Below are 15,359 nucleotides of genomic sequence, written 5' to 3'. Positions count from 1 at the left end.
CAATGAAGCCGGCCGACATCCTCATCGCCGTCCTGGTGGCGATCATCTGGGGGCTTGCCTTCGTGGCGAGCCGGATCGCGCTCGACGAGTTCTCGCCGGAGCTGATGACGGCAATGCGCTTCACCATTGCTGCAGTACCGTGCCTTTTCATTCCCAAGCCGAAGGTCGCCTGGCCGCTCCTGATCGCGATCAGCGTCACGCTGTTCCTCGGCCAGTTCCTGAGCCAGGCCTATGGCATCGCCCACGGCGTGCCGGTCGGCCTGGCCAGCGTGGTCGTGCAGAGCCAGGCGCTGTTCACGATCGGCTTCGCCGCTGTCGCATTCGGCGAACGCCCGACGCCGATGCAGACGCTCGGCATCGTCATCGCAGCAGCCGGCCTTTTGATGATCTGCGGGACCGTCGGCTACGATTTCAGCGTCGGCGCCTTCGGGGTGCTGATGATCGCGCCGGTCTGCTTTGCGGTCGGCAATCTGCTGCTGCGGGGCGCCCGTGGTGCGCCGATGTTCGACCTGTTCGCCTGGCTGTGCCTTACTGCCGCGGTGCCGCTGTTCGCGCTCGCGCTGGTCGTCAACGGGCCAACGCCGACCTGGCAGTCGCTGATCCACATGTCTCTGACAGGCCTGATCTGCCTGCTGGTGATCGGCGCCGTCTCCACCAGCATCGCCTACTGGCTGTGGGGACGATTGCTGCGCGATTATCCGGCGGCGCAGGTGGTGCCGTTCGCGCTGCTGGTGCCGTTCGTGGGATCGGCCGCCTCCAGCATCGTGTTCGGCGAGCGGTTCGGACCCCTGCGCCTCGCCGGCATGCTGACCGTGATCGGCGGTATCGCGGTGATGGTGCTGGCGCAGCGGCCCAAGGCATCGCCCAAAGAGCCGCTGCCGAAAGTCGCGTGAGGCGAACATGTCCCAGTCGCTGTTCTATGCCTTCCTCACCTTCATGGTCGTGATGTACTTCACGCCTGGGCCGAACAACATCATGCTGCTGTCCTCGGGCCTGACCTACGGCTTCCGGCGCACCATCCCCCACATCGTCGGGATCGTCATCGGCTTCGCCTTCATGGTCGCCGCGGTCGGCCTCGGGCTCGGCTCCGTGTTCCTGGCCTATCCGGTCCTTCAGACCATCTTGAAATATGCCGGTGCCGCCTACCTGATCTATCTCGCCGCCGCGATCGCCATGTCCGGGCCGACCAAGCCGGGCGACGGCGCCGCCCGCGGCCCGATGACCTTCTGGGGCGCGGCGATGTTCCAATGGATCAACGCCAAAGGCTGGGTGATCGTGATCGGCACCATTACCGCCTACGCGGCGATCGCCCAATTCCCGCTCAACATCGCAATCCAGACCCTGATCAGCCTGCTCGTAGGCACGGTCTCGACCGTGGTCTGGGCTCTGTTCGGCTCCGCATTGCGGCCGGTCCTGACCTCAGAGCGGCTGGTCCGTGCCTTCAATGTGCTGATGGCCGTCCTGCTGCTCGCTTCCCTCTACCCCGTCTTCATGGATGCATGATGCCGCAGATTTCCATGCAGAAACGGGTTTCCCAGCGGCCCTAAAATGCTCTAGACAGCCCCCGAAATCCGTCAATTCACCTTCGAAATATCTGACCATCGGCCGATTTCCGGCCCCGAACGAGGAAACGAACTATGCGTGTTTATTACGATCGCGACGCCGACCTGAACCTGATCAAGGGCAAGAAGGTCGCCATCGTCGGCTATGGCAGCCAGGGCCACGCCCATGCGCTGAACCTGAAGGACTCCGGCGTCAAGGAGGTAGCGATTGCGCTGCGCAAAGGGTCGGCCTCGGCCAAGAAGGCGGAGAACGCCGGCTTCAAGGTGATGGAAGTCGCCGAAGCCGCCAAATGGGCCGACCTCGTCATGATGCTGACCCCGGACGAGCTTCAGGGCGACATCTATCGCGAGCACCTGCACGACAACATGAAGAAGGGCGCCGCCCTCGTGTTCGCGCACGGCCTCAACGTCCACTTCAATTTGCTCGATCCGCGCGCCGACCTCGACGTGCTGATGATCGCGCCGAAGGGCCCCGGCCACACCGTGCGCTCGGAGTACCAGCGCGGCGGCGGCGTGCCCTGCCTGATTGCGATCGCCAAGGACGTCTCGGGCAACGCCCACGACCTCGGCCTGTCCTATGCCTCCGCGATCGGCGGCGGCCGCGCCGGCATCATCGAGACCACCTTCAAGGAAGAGTGCGAGACCGACCTGTTCGGCGAGCAGGTGGTGCTCTGCGGCGGCCTGGTCGAGTTGATCAAGGGCGGCTACGAGACCCTGGTCGAAGCCGGCTACGCCCCGGAGATGGCCTATTTCGAGTGCCTGCACGAAGTGAAGCTGATCGTCGACCTGATCTATGAAGGCGGCATCGCCAACATGAACTACTCGATCTCCAACACCGCCGAGTACGGGGAGTATGTCACCGGTCCGCGCATCATTACCGACGAGACCAAGAAGGAGATGCGGAAGGTTCTCGCCGACATCCAGGGCGGCAAGTTCGCGCGCGACTGGATGCTCGAGAACAAGGTCAACCAGACCTCCTTCAAGGCGACCCGCGCCAAGCTCGCCGCACACCCGATCGAAGAGGTCGGCGCGAAACTGCGCGACATGATGCCCTGGATCAAGAAGGGTGCGCTGGTCGACAAGAGCAAGAACTAAGCCGTTGTGCCCCGGACGCAGCGCAGCACCTTGGTGATGCCCTGCTGATCCGGGGCCAAGCGGCCTCTGGATCCCGGCTCCGCGACGCATTGCTTATGCGCTGCGCCTTGTCCGGGACACGCGAGCGAAAGCTTCGCTCGCCAAACAAATCTTTAAGCCTTCGCGACTATGTTCGAGCCAGATCGCAAACGCGATCTTTCTCTTCCTTCTCGCGCGAAGCATAGTTGCTTCATTCAAATTCTTCGCGAGTTGATGCGCTGCTTGAACGCCAAGAACTGACGCTTAAACCACATTCTTGATCTCGCGTCCCTTTTCAAAAATTTCTAGAACTCCCTGATCGTGAAAAGGGCTGCGTCGTCAGAGTGAAAGATTCGGCTCTTCATCCGCCTTTTCAAGGTGCCTTCGACCTCATGTCGCAACGTTCGCGCGCCGCTTCATCTTAACAACCGACACCTGCTGCGCGGACTTGCGCGCTGGGCGCCATTTGCACACAGGCACCTTCCTCCTGCATGATCACGGCAACCCGAGGTGGAAAGACCATGCGATCTGTCGTCGTTACCGGGGCGTCTACGGGCATCGGCTGGGCCGTTGCGAAATTCCTGATCGGGCGCGGCTATCGCGTGTTCGGCAGTGTCCGCAAGCAGGCCGACGCCGACCGGCTGCAAGGCGAGTTCGGTGCGAACTTTGCCCCGCTGCTGTTCGACGTCACCGACGAGGCAGCAGTCCTCGCCGCCGGGCGAAAAGTTCGCGGAGCGTTGGGCGGCGAGACGCTGGCCGGTCTCGTCAACAATGCCGGCATCGCGGTTGCCGGTCCCGTGCTCGAATTGTCGGCCGATGATTTCCGCCGCCAGATGGACGTCAACGTCATTGGCCCTGTCATCGCGACGCAGGCGTTCGGGCCGCTGCTCGGCGCAGACCCCTTGCTGAAGGGGCCGAAGGGCCGGATCGTGATGATCAGCTCGGTCGCTGGCAAGAGCGGCAATCCGCTGTCGGCGCCTTACAGCACCTCCAAGCACGCCATCGAGGGCCTGTCGGAGAGCCTGCGCCGCGAGCTGATGCTGTTCGGCATCGACGTCATCATCGTCGCCCCCGGCGCGGTGAAGACGCCGATCTGGAGCAAGGCCGAAGAGATCGACCTTTCCGTCTACCAGAACTCGCCCTATCTGCCGGCGCTGAACAAGGTGATGGCGTTCATGATGGACATCGGCGCCAAGGGCCTGCCCGCCGAGCGGATCGCCGAGATCGTGTTCGAGGCGCTGACGGCGCCAAGCCCGAAGGTGCGCTACCAGATCACGCCGGACCCGCTCCGCCACCTGATTGCGGCCGTGCTACCGAAACGGACGCTCGACCGCATCATCGCCAAGCGGCTCGGATTGCTGCCGCAGTGAGTTTGGGCGTTTTCAGCCCGCGGCGACGGTTTGCCTGCGCGGGTGGCGGGCCATCGCTATCATGCGCAACGTCAGCACGATCAGCAGCGGAACGAGGAATGCGGCGTAGAGCGGCATGGCCGGCACGCGCTTGCCGAACGACACCATGAACTGGAACCAGAGATAGTAGCCGCCCGCAACGTGCAGTATGCGCCAGGTGCGCAATCCGAGCAGCGCGGCGGTGCGGTCGAACGAGGTCGCACTCATCGCGATGATGAAGCCATAGCCGATGCCGCCAAAGATGTAGGAGGCGGCGGAGGTCGCCTGGGCAAAGCCGGCCGGATCCATCCTGGCGAACGCGACGATCGCCGCCGCGTGGATGGCGTGGGAGGCCGCGAAGCTCAAGCCGAGATAGCGGCGGTTACGGTGCTGCCAGCGCGTCCAGGCATTGGGCGAGAGCCGCGCCAGCGCCGCGGCACTGAAGGCGAGGCAGAACAGCAGCAGCGAACTTCGCGCCGTGAAGCGGATCACCATACGAACGCCCTCAACCTCGAACAGCCGCATCGAGGCGATCCACAGGCTCAGGGCGATCAGACTGAGCGTTAGGACGGCAAGCTGCCGCCAGCCTTCGAGCCAGCTTTGACGTTGTGACATGGCGATCTCCTCAAGGATGTAATCAATGATTACATATAGAGCAACAAAATCGTCAATAGTGTAATCGCTGCTTACATTCACGTTCGGGTGATGCTAGAAGACGCTATGCCCGCCCGTCAGACGTCCAAACCGCGTGCCCGCCGAACACCCGAAGCCCGGCCGTATCACCACGGCGACCTTCGCCGTGTGCTGATTGACGCTGCGCTGCAATTGGCGGCCGAAGGTGCGGAGGTCTCCGTCCGCGAGGCGGCGCGCCGGGCCGCGGTGTCGCCGGGCGCGCCGTTCCGGCACTTTCCGAACCGCGATGCCTTGATGGCGGCGGTGGCCGAGGAGGCGCAGCGGCGTTTCCGCGCTGAGATCGAGGCGGCGCTGGGCGAGGAGCCGCCCAAGGGTCCACTGGAGCGTTTTCGCGCCTTTGGACTCGCTTACTTGCGCTGGGCCATGCGCAATCCGGCTCATTTCGAGATCATCTCCACCGGGCGCTACTTCGCCCATGGCAGCTCGGCGGACCTGACCCGCGACAATACCGAGCTGATCGCGCTGTCGGAACGGATGCTGACTGATGCGGCCGAGCAGGGCCTGCTGAGGTCGGCGGATCTGAAGCGCATCCAGATCGCCAGTCGCGCGTTGGTCTACGGTTTTGCCCGGATGAATCTCGATGGCCACTTTCCGCGCTGGGGCATCGAGGACGGCCAGATCGAGCGGATGGCGGAGGGGGTGATCGACCTGTTCATCGCGGGGATCGCCCAACCCTGACGTTGAGCAGCTGCCTGCCGGCTGCGGCCCAACCCGTCTTTCGCCAACAATAAGCGATGTCGGATCGCCGGACGCGTTGCCTGACGTTGACCGTTCCGTTACAGTTTTATGACACGGCGCAGGCTTCCGGCTGCGCCGGGCGCCGCCAGCTGTCTCGATGCCGGCCAAGCGGCTTGGCATCACCGCGCCGGACCAAAAGTTGCGTGTCGTCGATGGCGTCCGCGCCCAATCCAGGTCCTTCTGCCACCACCGCCGTGCTTGCGAGCGTCGCCGCGCTCGGCATCTGGCGGCTGCTCGCGGTCACGGCGCCACATTTCGCAGCGCTGGCGCTGATGTACGAGACCGAGACCGATTTCGGCTCGCGCCTCTCCTTCGCCCTGGCCTGGGGCATCCTCAACTTCTTCTGGATCACGCTGCTGCGGCGCCCGGCGCTGTCGGGCGCGCTGTCCCTGACCATGGTCGTCGTGCTGGTGCTGCTGTCGCGCCTCAAGCACGAAGTCGTGCAGATGACAGTCAACTTCATCGATCTGATGATGATCGACCGCGACAGCGTTGCGTTCCTGTTCACGATCTTCCCGAATCTGCGCTGGTCGGTGATCCTGGCCGGCCTCGTCACGTTGCCGCTGATGTATGCGCTGTGGTGGCTTGATCCGTTCCGGATCCGCCGGCTGCCGGCGCTCGCCTGCAAGCTCGCCTGCGTTGCCGCATTGGTCGGCTATTCGCTTTATCATCCTGACCAGGCCTGGCGCGGCTATTACGACGACGGCTATCTCTCGAAATTCTTCCGCTCCGGCGTCACCGCGGTCGCCGACTTCGTGCAGTACGGTTTCATGGAATCCGCAGCCTCAACCAACGAGCGGCTCAACGTGCCGCTGGTGGACGCCTGCCATCCTGCGGGCCGCCGCCCTAATATCATCATGATCCATGATGAATCGAGCTTCGACATCCGCGCCGCGCAGGGCATCAAGGTGCCGCCGCGTTACGGCGACCATTTCACGTCTTGGGACGGCAAGCAGCGCACGTTCCTGGCCGAGAGCAATGGCGGGCCGAGCTGGTTCACCGAATACAACGTGCTTGCGGGGCTCTCGTCGCGTTCGTTCGGCCGCTTCGCCTATTTCGTGACGCGCATCGCCTCGAACCGCGTCGAACGCGGCCTGCCATTGGCACTGCGCCGTTGCGGCTACGACACCCTGTCGCTTTACCCCGCCCATGGCGGCTTCATGGGCGCGCGCAGCTTCCAGATGACGACCGGCATCGAACGTTTCCTCGATTCGGAGGATCTGGGCGCCAAGGACGTCGAGCCGGACTCCTTCTTCTACGACAAGGCGCTTCAGCTGATGGGGCAACAACCGCCGAACAAGCCGCTGTTCACCTTCATCTATCTCGGCGCCAATCATTTCCCCTGGGAGACGCGCTTCCGTCCTGATCTGCTGCCGAACTGGCGCGCGCCGGGCAACTTGCCGTCCATCGACGAATATCTGCGCCGCCAGGTGATGAGCGCCGAGCAGTACAAAGCTTTCGTCGCCGGTCTGAAGAAGAACTTTCCCGGCGAGCCTTTCCTGATCGTGCGCTACGGCGATCACCAGCCGGAATTCGCGCCGAACCTGCTTGAGCCCGGCCTCGACGAGGGCGCCCTCGGCAAGAAGCTCGACGCTTACGATCCGCGTCTCTACGCAACCTATTATGCGATCGACGCCGTCAATTTCGAGCCGGTGAAGAGCGATGCCGTGATGGACACGATCGACGGTCCCTATCTGCCGCTAGTGATCCAGGAAGCCGCCGGCATCCCGCTCGATCCGTCCTTCGCCGAGCAGAAGGAGATCATGCTCCGCTGCAAGGGCATCTTCTATGGCTGCAGGGATGGCGCCGAGGCGCGGCGGCTGAACCGGCTGCTGATCAACGCGGGGATGATCCGGGGGCTGTAGTGTCTTTCAGCTCTTTGCGAGGAGAGCGCCGGTGGAGCACACATGCCCCTCCAACGTCGTCCTGGCGAAGGCCCATGGGCGAAAGCCATGACGACGCTGAACCAGTCGCGCCAGCCTACCTATTGCTCACCTTCTCCCACAGCCACTTCGCCACTGCGTCGGGCGATGAATTCGCATCGTTGCCGCTCGCGCGCAGATTGGCTTCGCGCATCGTCGCGATGTCGATCCTGCCGAGCAGCGGCCTCAGCGCAGCCTGCAACCGCTCGTCACCGGCTCGCATGGGCGCGAGCAGCAGGATCGCATCGTAAGGCGGGATGGCGTGCCTGGGATCATCGAGCGCGACGAGATCGTATTTCGCGATCAGGCCGTCGCTGGTGTAGCCGGCGATCACGTCGACCTCGCCGCTCGCGACCGCCGCGTACATGAAGTCCGGCTGCATCTGGCGTTGGGTGCGGAACGAAAGCCCATAGGCCTTTTGCAGCGCGGCCCATTCGGGGCGCGAGAAGAACTCGTAGTCGCCGGCGATCGACATGGTCGATGCGTGCGCGGCGAGATCGGCGATGCTGCGGATGCCAAGCGCCTCGGCGCGCTTGCGCGGCATCACCAGCGCATACGCATTCTCGAAGCCGAGCTCGCCGAGCAAGGTGATGTTCTCTTTCGCGAGGGCTGTCTTCAGCTCTGCGAGCAATTCCGCGCGCGGCTTAATGTCGGTGCGATGCAACTGATTGGCCCAGAGTGTACCGGAATAATCGACATAGAGATCAATGTCGCCGGCCTTCAGTGCCTCGAAGATCACGCTGGAGCCGAGGCCGGATCGCGCCGTCGCCGACAGGTCAGCCGCCTGGAGGCGGTCCCTGAGCAGGGCCGACAACACATATTGCTCGGTGAAAGTCTTGGCGCCGATGACGTAGCTCTGGGACGAACGCCCCATCGTCGGCACCAGCGTTGCGGCGACCAGTGCCGCGATCCCGATCGCGCCGAGCCCGGTGCGCATGCGGCTGCGCTGGCGCAGGCCGGTCTCGAGCAGGCCGAGCAGTTGGTCGACGGCAAGCGCGAGCAGGGCCGAGGCCAGGCAGCCGAACAGCACGAACACCCAGTTCTGGGTCTGAAGCCCTGCGAAGATGTAGTTACCGAGGCTGGTCTGGCCGATCGGTGTCGATAGCGTCGCGGTGCCGATCACCCATACCGCGGCGGTGCGGATCCCCGCCATCATCACCGGCAGCGCCAGCGGCAGCTCGACCATCACCAGCGATTGTCGCGCGGTCATGCCGACACCTTTGGCGGCTTCGATCAACGCGGGATCGATGCCGTTGAGGCCGGTGATGCCGTTGCGCAGCACCGGCAGCATCGAATAGAGCGCGAGCGCCAGCACGGCCGGCAGGAAGCCGAAAGCGGAAAAGGAAAAGCCGAACCAGGCGAGCGTAACGGAGGCCAGCAGCAGCAGGAGCGGATAGAACAGCGCAAGAAGCGCAAGTCCAGGGACTGTCTGCACGATGCTGGCAAGCGCAAGCAGGATGCCCCGGGGCGCCGGGTGGTTGCGTGTGAGGAGTGCCAACGGCAGGCTCGCAATCAGGCCCAGCGCAAGCGCGGCGAGACTCACCCGCACATGGTTGCCGAGATAGTCGGGCAAATGCGACAGCGCCTCGCCCCAGCGCGGATCGGTGAAGAGGCTCATGCCGCACCGCTCGTTGGCAGCCGCGCATTCAATCGCTCGACCTGGCGCCGCGGCGTGCGCAACAATTCCAGCACGTAGGCGTCGCCGCTTTTCGACAGCTCTGCCGGCGTGCCCTGTGCGAGCAGCTTTCCAGCGCGCATCACCGCAATGCGGTCGGCGAGCAGAATGGCCTCCGTCATGTCATGCGTAATCATGACAGAGGTCAGGCCGAGCTTGCGGTGCAGGTCGCGAAAATCCTCGCCGAGCGCATCGCGGGTGAGGGGATCGAGCGCGCCGAACGGCTCGTCCATCAGCACGATCCGAGGTTTTGCCGCGAGCGCCCGCGCCACGCCGACGCGCTGGCGCTGGCCGCCGGAGAGCGCCTCCGGCAGCCGGTCGCGATGCGCGGCGCGGTCGAGCTGCACGAGCTCCAGCAGCTCGTCGACGCGCACGGCAATATCGGCAGCCGAGACGCCCAGCAGCTTTGGCGTGACACCGATATTGTCGGCAACGCTCAAATGCGGAAACAGCCCACCGGCCTGGAACACGTAGCCGATCCGCCGCCGCAGCGCGACCGGATCGACATTCTGCACGTCCTCGTTCTCCACCGTGATCGTGCCGCTGTCCGCCTCGATCAACCGGTTGGCGAGCCGCAGCAGGGTGGTCTTGCCGGAGCCCGAGCCACCCACGATGGCCAGAAACTCGCCCTCGGCGATATCGAGCGACACGTCGTCGACGGCTTTGAGCGGGCCGAAGCTCTTGGTGACACGTGCATAGCTGATCGCCAGCTTGGAGGGCATCGCGGGTAAGCTCGCTCTTACCTTCCCCTGCAGCGGGAGGGTGAAGGGGATAAGAGCTCCATGCGTAGCACGCTTGGCGCCTTGATTGAACTTGGTCGCGCGAGCGGCTAAGGCATCGGTCCAGGTTTGGAGGAAGCACATGACGACGCCCACGGCAGTGGCGCTGGAAGATGCCAAGGTCGCGTTCCACCTCCGGGACGGACGGGTCTATACGGCGGTGGAGAAAGCCCATCTCACGGTGGCGCAGGGCGAGTTCGTCGCCATTGTCGGCCCGACCGGCTGCGGGAAATCCACGCTGCTCAACGTCGCCGCCGGGCTGCTCAAGCCGGCAGCCGGCAGCGTCAGGATATTCGACCAGCCGCTCGCGGGGCTGAACCGGGATGCCGGCTACCTGTTCCAATCCGATGCACTGTTCCCGTGGAAGACCGCGCTCGACAATGTCGCGATCGGGCTCGAGATCAAGGGCACGCCGCGCTCCGAAGCGCTGCCGCGGGCGCAGCAATGGCTGACCTCCGTCGGCCTCGGTGCGTTCGCAGGCCGCTATCCACACATGCTCTCGGGCGGCCAGCGCAAGCGCGTGGCGCTGGCGCAGGTGCTGATCCGCGATCCAAAAATCCTGCTGATGGACGAGCCGTTCGGGCCGCTCGATGCGCAGACGCGCCAGGTCATGGGCAATCTGCTGCTCGATCTCTGGAATGCCGACCGCAAGGCTGTGCTGTTCGTCACCCACGATCTCGAAGAGGCGATCGCACTCGCCGATCGCGTCGTGATCATGTCGGCGGGGCCGTCCTCGCGCATCATCGGTGACTGGCGCGTGCGCTTGCCGCGCCCGCGCGACATTTTTGAGGTACGGCTCGATAAGGAGTTTCATTCACTGCATCGCGAGATCTGGGGCGTGCTCAAGGACGAGGTGATGAAGGGTTATATGCAATCCACGCAGGCGGCGGAGGCGGTCTGATGTCGCGCCCGATGCTGCTTGCGCTGCAAGTCCTGGTCGCGGTCGTCTGCATTGTGCTGTGGCAAGTGCTATCGACCGTCCCCGTCTTCGGCAAGATCCTGCTGCCGCCGTTCTTCTTCTCCAATCCGTTCGACGTGTTCAGCCAGATCGTGAAGTGGTTCGCGTCCGGCGTGATCTGGAAACATCTCGGAATCACGCTTGCGGAATCGATCCTGGCTTTCGTGATCGGCTCGACCGGGGGCGTGCTGGTCGGCTTCTGGTTTGCGCGCCAGCCACTGGTCGCAGCCGTGTTCGACCCTTACGTCAAGATGGTCAACGCGCTGCCGCGCGTCGTGCTGGCGCCGATCTTCGCGCTGTGGCTCGGCCTCGGTATCTGGTCCAAGGTCGCGCTCGGTGTGACGCTGGTCTTCTTCATCGTCTTCTTCAACGTCTATCAGGGCGTGAAGGAAGTCAGCCGCACCGTACTGGACAATGGCCGCATGCTCGGCATGAGCGAGCGCCAATTGATGCAGCACGTCTATTGGCCGTCGGCGCTGTCCTGGATGTTCTCCTCGCTGCATACGTCGGTCGGCTTCGCCGTGGTCGGCGCGGTCGTCGGCGAGTATCTCGGATCGGCGGCCGGGCTCGGCTATCTCATTCAGCAGGCCGAAGGCATCTTCGACGTCGCCGGCGTTTTCGCCGGCATGTTCGTGCTGTCGGCCTTCGTGATCCTGATCGACTTTGGCGTCACGCTGGTGGAGCGGCGGCTATTGGTTTGGCGGCCGACGGCGTCGGACGGTCGCGGCTAGGGCGCAAGGGGCCGCGCGTTGGCGCGAGCCCCGATCGCGAACGTTCAATCCAGCAGCTTGGTGTCGTCGGGTGCCTGCGGCGGCGTCTTGATCGCGATCGCCTTGACTTGGCCGCTGATCGGCTTGGTGCCGCCATGCGGCGTGCCCTTCGGGATGATCACGAGATCGCCGGGCTTCACCGTCACCTCCTTGTCGCCGAGCCAGATCGTCCCGGTGCCGTCCAGGATGTACTGAATCTCGTTGGTGTTGGGATGCATGTGCTTGGGCACGTTGCCGACCTGGGTCGAGACGGTGGCACCGTCCGCGCTCGCGAACATCTTGGAGCGGTAGCCGACAGCGTTTGCGGGCCCGAGCGCATCGCCCTCCATCTCGCCGGTATGGATGATCTGTGCGGTGATGTTTTCGGCGGCGAGCGCCGGCCGGAGCAGGTGGGTGGCGCCGCATCCGGCGGCAAAGGCGGCGGTGATCGACAGCCCGGCAGCAAGGCGATTCATGGATGATCCTCCCCATCAAGAATTGTTCTTGTTTGGGCATGCTATTGCGCCGCAGGGCCGATGGCCAGCCCACTTAGGCGGTGCTTCTCAAGCCAGCCCCGCTGCTCTATGGTGCCGCCGGCCGAACGGAGGAAACCAATGAAGAACACGATTGCCAGGCTCGCCGGCGCGCTGCTCGCGCTGACGCTCACCATCGGTCTTGCCGCGGCGCAAAGCAAGGTGACCATCGCGGTCGGCGGCGGCTCTTGCCTGTGCTACCTGCCCACCGTGCTGGCCAAGCAGCTCGGCGAATACGAGAAGGCCGGCGTCAGTGTCGAGCTGGTCGACCTCAAGGGCGGGTCGGACGCACTCAAAGCCGTGCTCGGCGGCAGCGCCGACGTCGTCTCCGGCTATTTCGACCATTGCGTCAATCTCGCCGCCAAGAAGCAGGAGCTTCAGGCCTTCGTGGTCTATGACCGCTATCCCGGTCTCGTGCTGGTGGTCGCGCCCTCTCGGACCAACGACATCAAGTCGGTCAAGGATCTCGCCGGCAAGAAGGTCGGCGTGAGCGCCCCTGGCTCCTCCACCGACTTCTTCCTGAAGTACATGCTCAAGAAGAACGGCCTCGATCCCGCCGGCACCGCCGTGATCGGCGTCGGCCTTGGCGCCACCGCGGTCGCAGCCATGGAGCAGGGCCAGATCGACGCGGCCGTGATGCTCGATCCGTCCGTCACCGTGCTTCAGGGCAACCACAAGGATTTACGCATTCTTTCCGACACCCGCACCCAGAAGGACACGCTCGAGACGTTCGGCGGCGAATATCCGGGCGGCGCGTTGTACTCGACGGCAGCCTGGGTCAACGGTCATGAGAAGGAGACACAGGCGCTTACGAATGCGATCCTGGCAACGCTCGCCTGGATCCATTCGCATTCGCCCGAGGAGATCATGGCGAAGATGCCGGAGGAGACTGTCGGCAAGAACAAGGATCTCTATCTCGCTGCGCTGAAGAACACGATCCCGATGTTTTCCGAAACCGGCAAGATGGACCCGAAGGGCGCGGAGGCCGTGCTTGCGGTGTTCAGCGTCGGTTCGCCCGAGGTGGCGAGCGCCAAGATCGACGTCAGCAAGACGTTCACCAACAAGTTCGTCGATCAGGCCAAGAAGACGACGGGGACTGCCAAATAAGTGACGCGAAGGCGTAGTGGTCAGGCGTCATGACGTCACCGGTCATTCATCGCGTCACGGCGCTTGATCTTGCGGTGCGGCCGGTCGTGTGGCCGTTCGCCGAGGAGCGTCGCGCCGAGATCGCGGCGCATTTTGCCGAGAAGCAGCGCGAGCGGCCGAAGATCTGGAACGGTCGCGTGCTGCTCGGGCGCGACGCCGTGTTCACGGACGGGCATTTCGCCGCGACCTATTTCGAGACCGATTTCGCCAGCTTCCTCGCCTGGCGCGACTGGGGCTTTCCTGATCCGGCCGTGTTCAACGGTTTTGGCATGGGCGCGCTGCGCACGTCCGACGGCGCCTTCGTCCTGGGCGAGATGGCGCAGCACACGGCCAATTCGGGCCGCATCTATTTCCCTTCGGGCACGCCCGACCTCGACGACATCAGGGACGGCGCTCTCGACATTCCCGGCAGCGTCGTCCGCGAGGTCGCAGAGGAGACGGGGCTGACCGCCGACGACTACGCGGCGGAGGCGGACTGGCACTGCGTGGTCTCCGGTCGTGTGATTGCGATGATTCAAGTCCTCAACCTGGACATGCCGGGCGAGGTGGCCCGCGCCCGGATCGAAGCCAATCTCGCGCGCGAGGCCGAGCCCGAACTGTCGGCCATTCATCTCGTGCGCGGGATGAGCGATCTCACGCCGTCCATGCCGCGATTTGTCACGGCCTTTATAGCGCAGCGGCTCGCCTCTCGCTGACGCGCGAGGCTTGACATCGCTTCGCTCAGCCCATGTGATGGGCGAAAAAGCAAGAGCAACAAGAATGCGATGCACAATCGTCCAGGGAGGTTCTGATGCGCCTGCGCATGGCTACCCGTTTGGTACGTGGGCTGTTGGTCGCGATTGCCGCGGCGGGCTTGGCGGTGTCCGCCCAGGCTCAGGAGAAGAAGATCAAGATCGGCGTCGTCTTCGATTTGACCGGACCTCTCGCCGGCGGCGGCTCCGAGCTCGGCTATATCGGCGCAAAGATCATCCTCGACCATTTCGCCAAGACCGGGGTCGAAGGTTACAAGGTCGAGGCGGTCTACGCCGACGCGCAAAGCAAGCCTGACATCGCCATCAACGAATCTGTCCGCCTGCTCGAGCAGGAGAAGGTCGACATGGTGCTCGGCTTCTTCTCCTCGGCGCAATGCGTACCGGTCGCCGCCCGCGTCGAGCAGCTCAAGAAGTTCATGTGGATCACGACCTGCATCTCGTCGGCCGTGTTCAACGACAAGGGTTACAAATACGTGTTCCGTCCGCAGGCGAGCGGCGACCAGTTCGGCATGATGACGATGGATTTCATCGCGCAGAACGCCAAGGAGAAGTTCGGCAAGGAGCCGAAGGACCTGCGCGTCGCCATCATTCACGAGGACGGGGCCTATGGGGTCGATGTCTCCAAGGGCAACGAGGCCGGTGCGAAGAAGGCCGGCTTCAACATCGTGCTGAAGGAGGGCTATTCGGCGACCGCACCGGACCTCTCCGCGCTGGTGACCAAGCTCAAGCGCGCCAAGCCCGACGTGATCTTCCACACGGGCTACAATCCCGACATTACGCTGCTGCTGCGCCAGGCCCGCGAGCAGGGCCTGAAGTTCGGCGCGTTGATGGGGCATGGCGCCGGTTATGGCGTCTACGAGAAGCTGAAGGAAGGCATGGGCGCGGACGCCGCGTACATCTTCAACACCGACCCGATATCGATCTGGCTCGCCAACCAGAAGACCATGGATCCGAAGCTCCCGCCCGTGATCAAGATGGTCGGCGACGAATTCGACAAGATCAGGCCGGGCGTCGCCATCCGCTCGGCCCATGTCGGCATCGGCGCGTCCAACACGTATGTATTCATGAGCGACGTGCTGCCGCGAGCGATCAAGAAGTATGGCGGTGTCGATCCCGACGCGCTGCGCAAGGCGGCGCTCGACACCGACATTCCCGAGGGCGGCACCATGCTCGGCTTCGGCGTGAAGTTCTACGGTGAGGGCACGCCGATGGCCGGGCAGAACGAACGCTCGTTTCCCGTGGTGATCCAGTACATCGACGACAAGTCCTCCGTGGTGTGGCCCAAGAGCCAGGCGCAGCGCGAGGCGGTGCTGCCGCTGCCGAAAGGCACCACCTACAGCAACCAGTAGCG

15 protein-coding genes are annotated in these 15,359 nt (G+C 64.1%); 11 read left to right on the top strand and 4 right to left on the bottom strand.

From position 1 onward, the window contains the following. The first annotated feature begins 2 nt into the window (after positions 1 to 2). From IVA91_RS17175 to IVA91_RS17160, 4 genes are all read left to right on the top strand, one after another. Positions 3 to 893, top strand: coding sequence for an EamA family transporter (locus tag IVA91_RS17175; protein ID WP_247278540.1), 891 nt, complete (start codon positions 3 to 5; stop codon positions 891 to 893). A gap of 7 nt (positions 894 to 900) precedes the next feature. Further along, complete coding sequence (locus tag IVA91_RS17170) at positions 901 to 1,503, top strand: LysE family translocator (RefSeq protein ID WP_247278541.1); 603 nt, start codon at positions 901 to 903, stop codon at positions 1,501 to 1,503. Positions 1,504 to 1,637: 134 nt separating this feature from the next. Beyond that, entirely contained in the window at positions 1,638 to 2,657 is a 1,020-nt protein-coding gene (gene ilvC, locus IVA91_RS17165) for a ketol-acid reductoisomerase (RefSeq protein ID WP_035700280.1), read from the top strand. A 539-nt stretch (positions 2,658 to 3,196) separates the two neighbouring features. Continuing rightward, entirely contained in the window at positions 3,197 to 4,045 is an 849-nt protein-coding gene (locus IVA91_RS17160; RefSeq protein ID WP_247278542.1) for an SDR family oxidoreductase, read from the top strand. A 12-nt stretch (positions 4,046 to 4,057) separates the two neighbouring features. Here IVA91_RS17160 and IVA91_RS17155 read toward each other — a convergent pair whose 3' ends face one another. After that, on the bottom strand, positions 4,058 to 4,678 hold the full coding sequence (locus IVA91_RS17155; protein ID WP_247278543.1) for a hypothetical protein: 621 nt from the start codon (positions 4,676 to 4,678) through the stop codon (positions 4,058 to 4,060). A 105-nt stretch (positions 4,679 to 4,783) separates the two neighbouring features. On the opposite strand from IVA91_RS17155, the gene IVA91_RS17150 reads away from it, so the two are divergent. Both IVA91_RS17150 and IVA91_RS17145 read left to right on the top strand, forming a co-directional pair. Then, positions 4,784 to 5,434 (top strand): TetR/AcrR family transcriptional regulator, encoded by a 651-nt coding sequence (locus IVA91_RS17150; RefSeq protein ID WP_247278544.1) that lies wholly within the window; start codon positions 4,784 to 4,786, stop codon positions 5,432 to 5,434. A 212-nt stretch (positions 5,435 to 5,646) separates the two neighbouring features. Further along, entirely contained in the window at positions 5,647 to 7,359 is a 1,713-nt protein-coding gene (locus IVA91_RS17145; protein WP_247278545.1) for a sulfatase-like hydrolase/transferase, read from the top strand. A 115-nt stretch (positions 7,360 to 7,474) separates the two neighbouring features. Here IVA91_RS17145 and IVA91_RS17140 read toward each other — a convergent pair whose 3' ends face one another. Beyond that, positions 7,475 to 9,034 (bottom strand): glycine betaine ABC transporter substrate-binding protein, encoded by a 1,560-nt coding sequence (locus tag IVA91_RS17140; RefSeq protein WP_247278546.1) that lies wholly within the window; start codon positions 9,032 to 9,034, stop codon positions 7,475 to 7,477. Next, the gene (locus IVA91_RS17135) at positions 9,031 to 9,813 is read right to left on the bottom strand and encodes an ABC transporter ATP-binding protein (RefSeq protein ID WP_247278547.1); all 783 of its coding nucleotides are present in this window, start codon (positions 9,811 to 9,813) and stop codon (positions 9,031 to 9,033) included. The genes IVA91_RS17140 and IVA91_RS17135 overlap by 4 nt, the downstream gene beginning before the upstream one ends. Positions 9,814 to 9,952: 139 nt before the next feature. On the opposite strand from IVA91_RS17135, the gene IVA91_RS17130 reads away from it, so the two are divergent. Together IVA91_RS17130 and IVA91_RS17125 are read left to right on the top strand one after the other, a co-directional pair. After that, on the top strand, positions 9,953 to 10,771 hold the full coding sequence (locus IVA91_RS17130) for an ABC transporter ATP-binding protein (protein ID WP_247278548.1): 819 nt from the start codon (positions 9,953 to 9,955) through the stop codon (positions 10,769 to 10,771). After that, the gene (locus IVA91_RS17125; protein ID WP_247278549.1) at positions 10,771 to 11,559 is read left to right on the top strand and encodes an ABC transporter permease; all 789 of its coding nucleotides are present in this window, start codon (positions 10,771 to 10,773) and stop codon (positions 11,557 to 11,559) included. Before IVA91_RS17130 ends, IVA91_RS17125 begins: the two co-directional genes overlap by 1 nt. A gap of 44 nt (positions 11,560 to 11,603) precedes the next feature. Here IVA91_RS17125 and IVA91_RS17120 read toward each other — a convergent pair whose 3' ends face one another. Further along, complete coding sequence (locus IVA91_RS17120; protein ID WP_247278550.1) at positions 11,604 to 12,053, bottom strand: cupin domain-containing protein; 450 nt, start codon at positions 12,051 to 12,053, stop codon at positions 11,604 to 11,606. Between the two features lie 138 nt (positions 12,054 to 12,191). On the opposite strand from IVA91_RS17120, the gene IVA91_RS17115 reads away from it, so the two are divergent. The 3 genes from IVA91_RS17115 (at position 12,192) to IVA91_RS17105 (ending at position 15,357) form a co-directional block, all read left to right on the top strand. Beyond that, positions 12,192 to 13,217: an ABC transporter substrate-binding protein gene (locus tag IVA91_RS17115; RefSeq protein ID WP_247278551.1), complete on the top strand. Its 1,026-nt coding sequence runs from the start codon at positions 12,192 to 12,194 to the stop codon at positions 13,215 to 13,217. 29 nt (positions 13,218 to 13,246) lie between these two features. Beyond that, positions 13,247 to 13,951 carry an NUDIX hydrolase gene (locus tag IVA91_RS17110; RefSeq protein ID WP_247278552.1) on the top strand — a complete coding sequence of 235 codons (705 nt, stop codon included), beginning with the start codon at positions 13,247 to 13,249 and terminating at the stop codon, positions 13,949 to 13,951. 95 nt (positions 13,952 to 14,046) lie between these two features. Continuing rightward, a complete protein-coding gene (locus tag IVA91_RS17105; protein WP_247278553.1) occupies positions 14,047 to 15,357 on the top strand; it encodes an ABC transporter substrate-binding protein in 1,311 nt (436 codons plus the stop codon). The last annotated feature ends 2 nt before the right edge of the window (positions 15,358 to 15,359 follow it).

The organism is Bradyrhizobium sp. 153 (genome assembly GCF_023073835.1).
GTDB lineage: Bacteria > Pseudomonadota > Alphaproteobacteria > Rhizobiales > Xanthobacteraceae > Bradyrhizobium.
The sequence above is the reverse complement of the archived record's forward strand: the minus strand, read 5'-3'. Positions and strand labels throughout refer to the sequence as shown.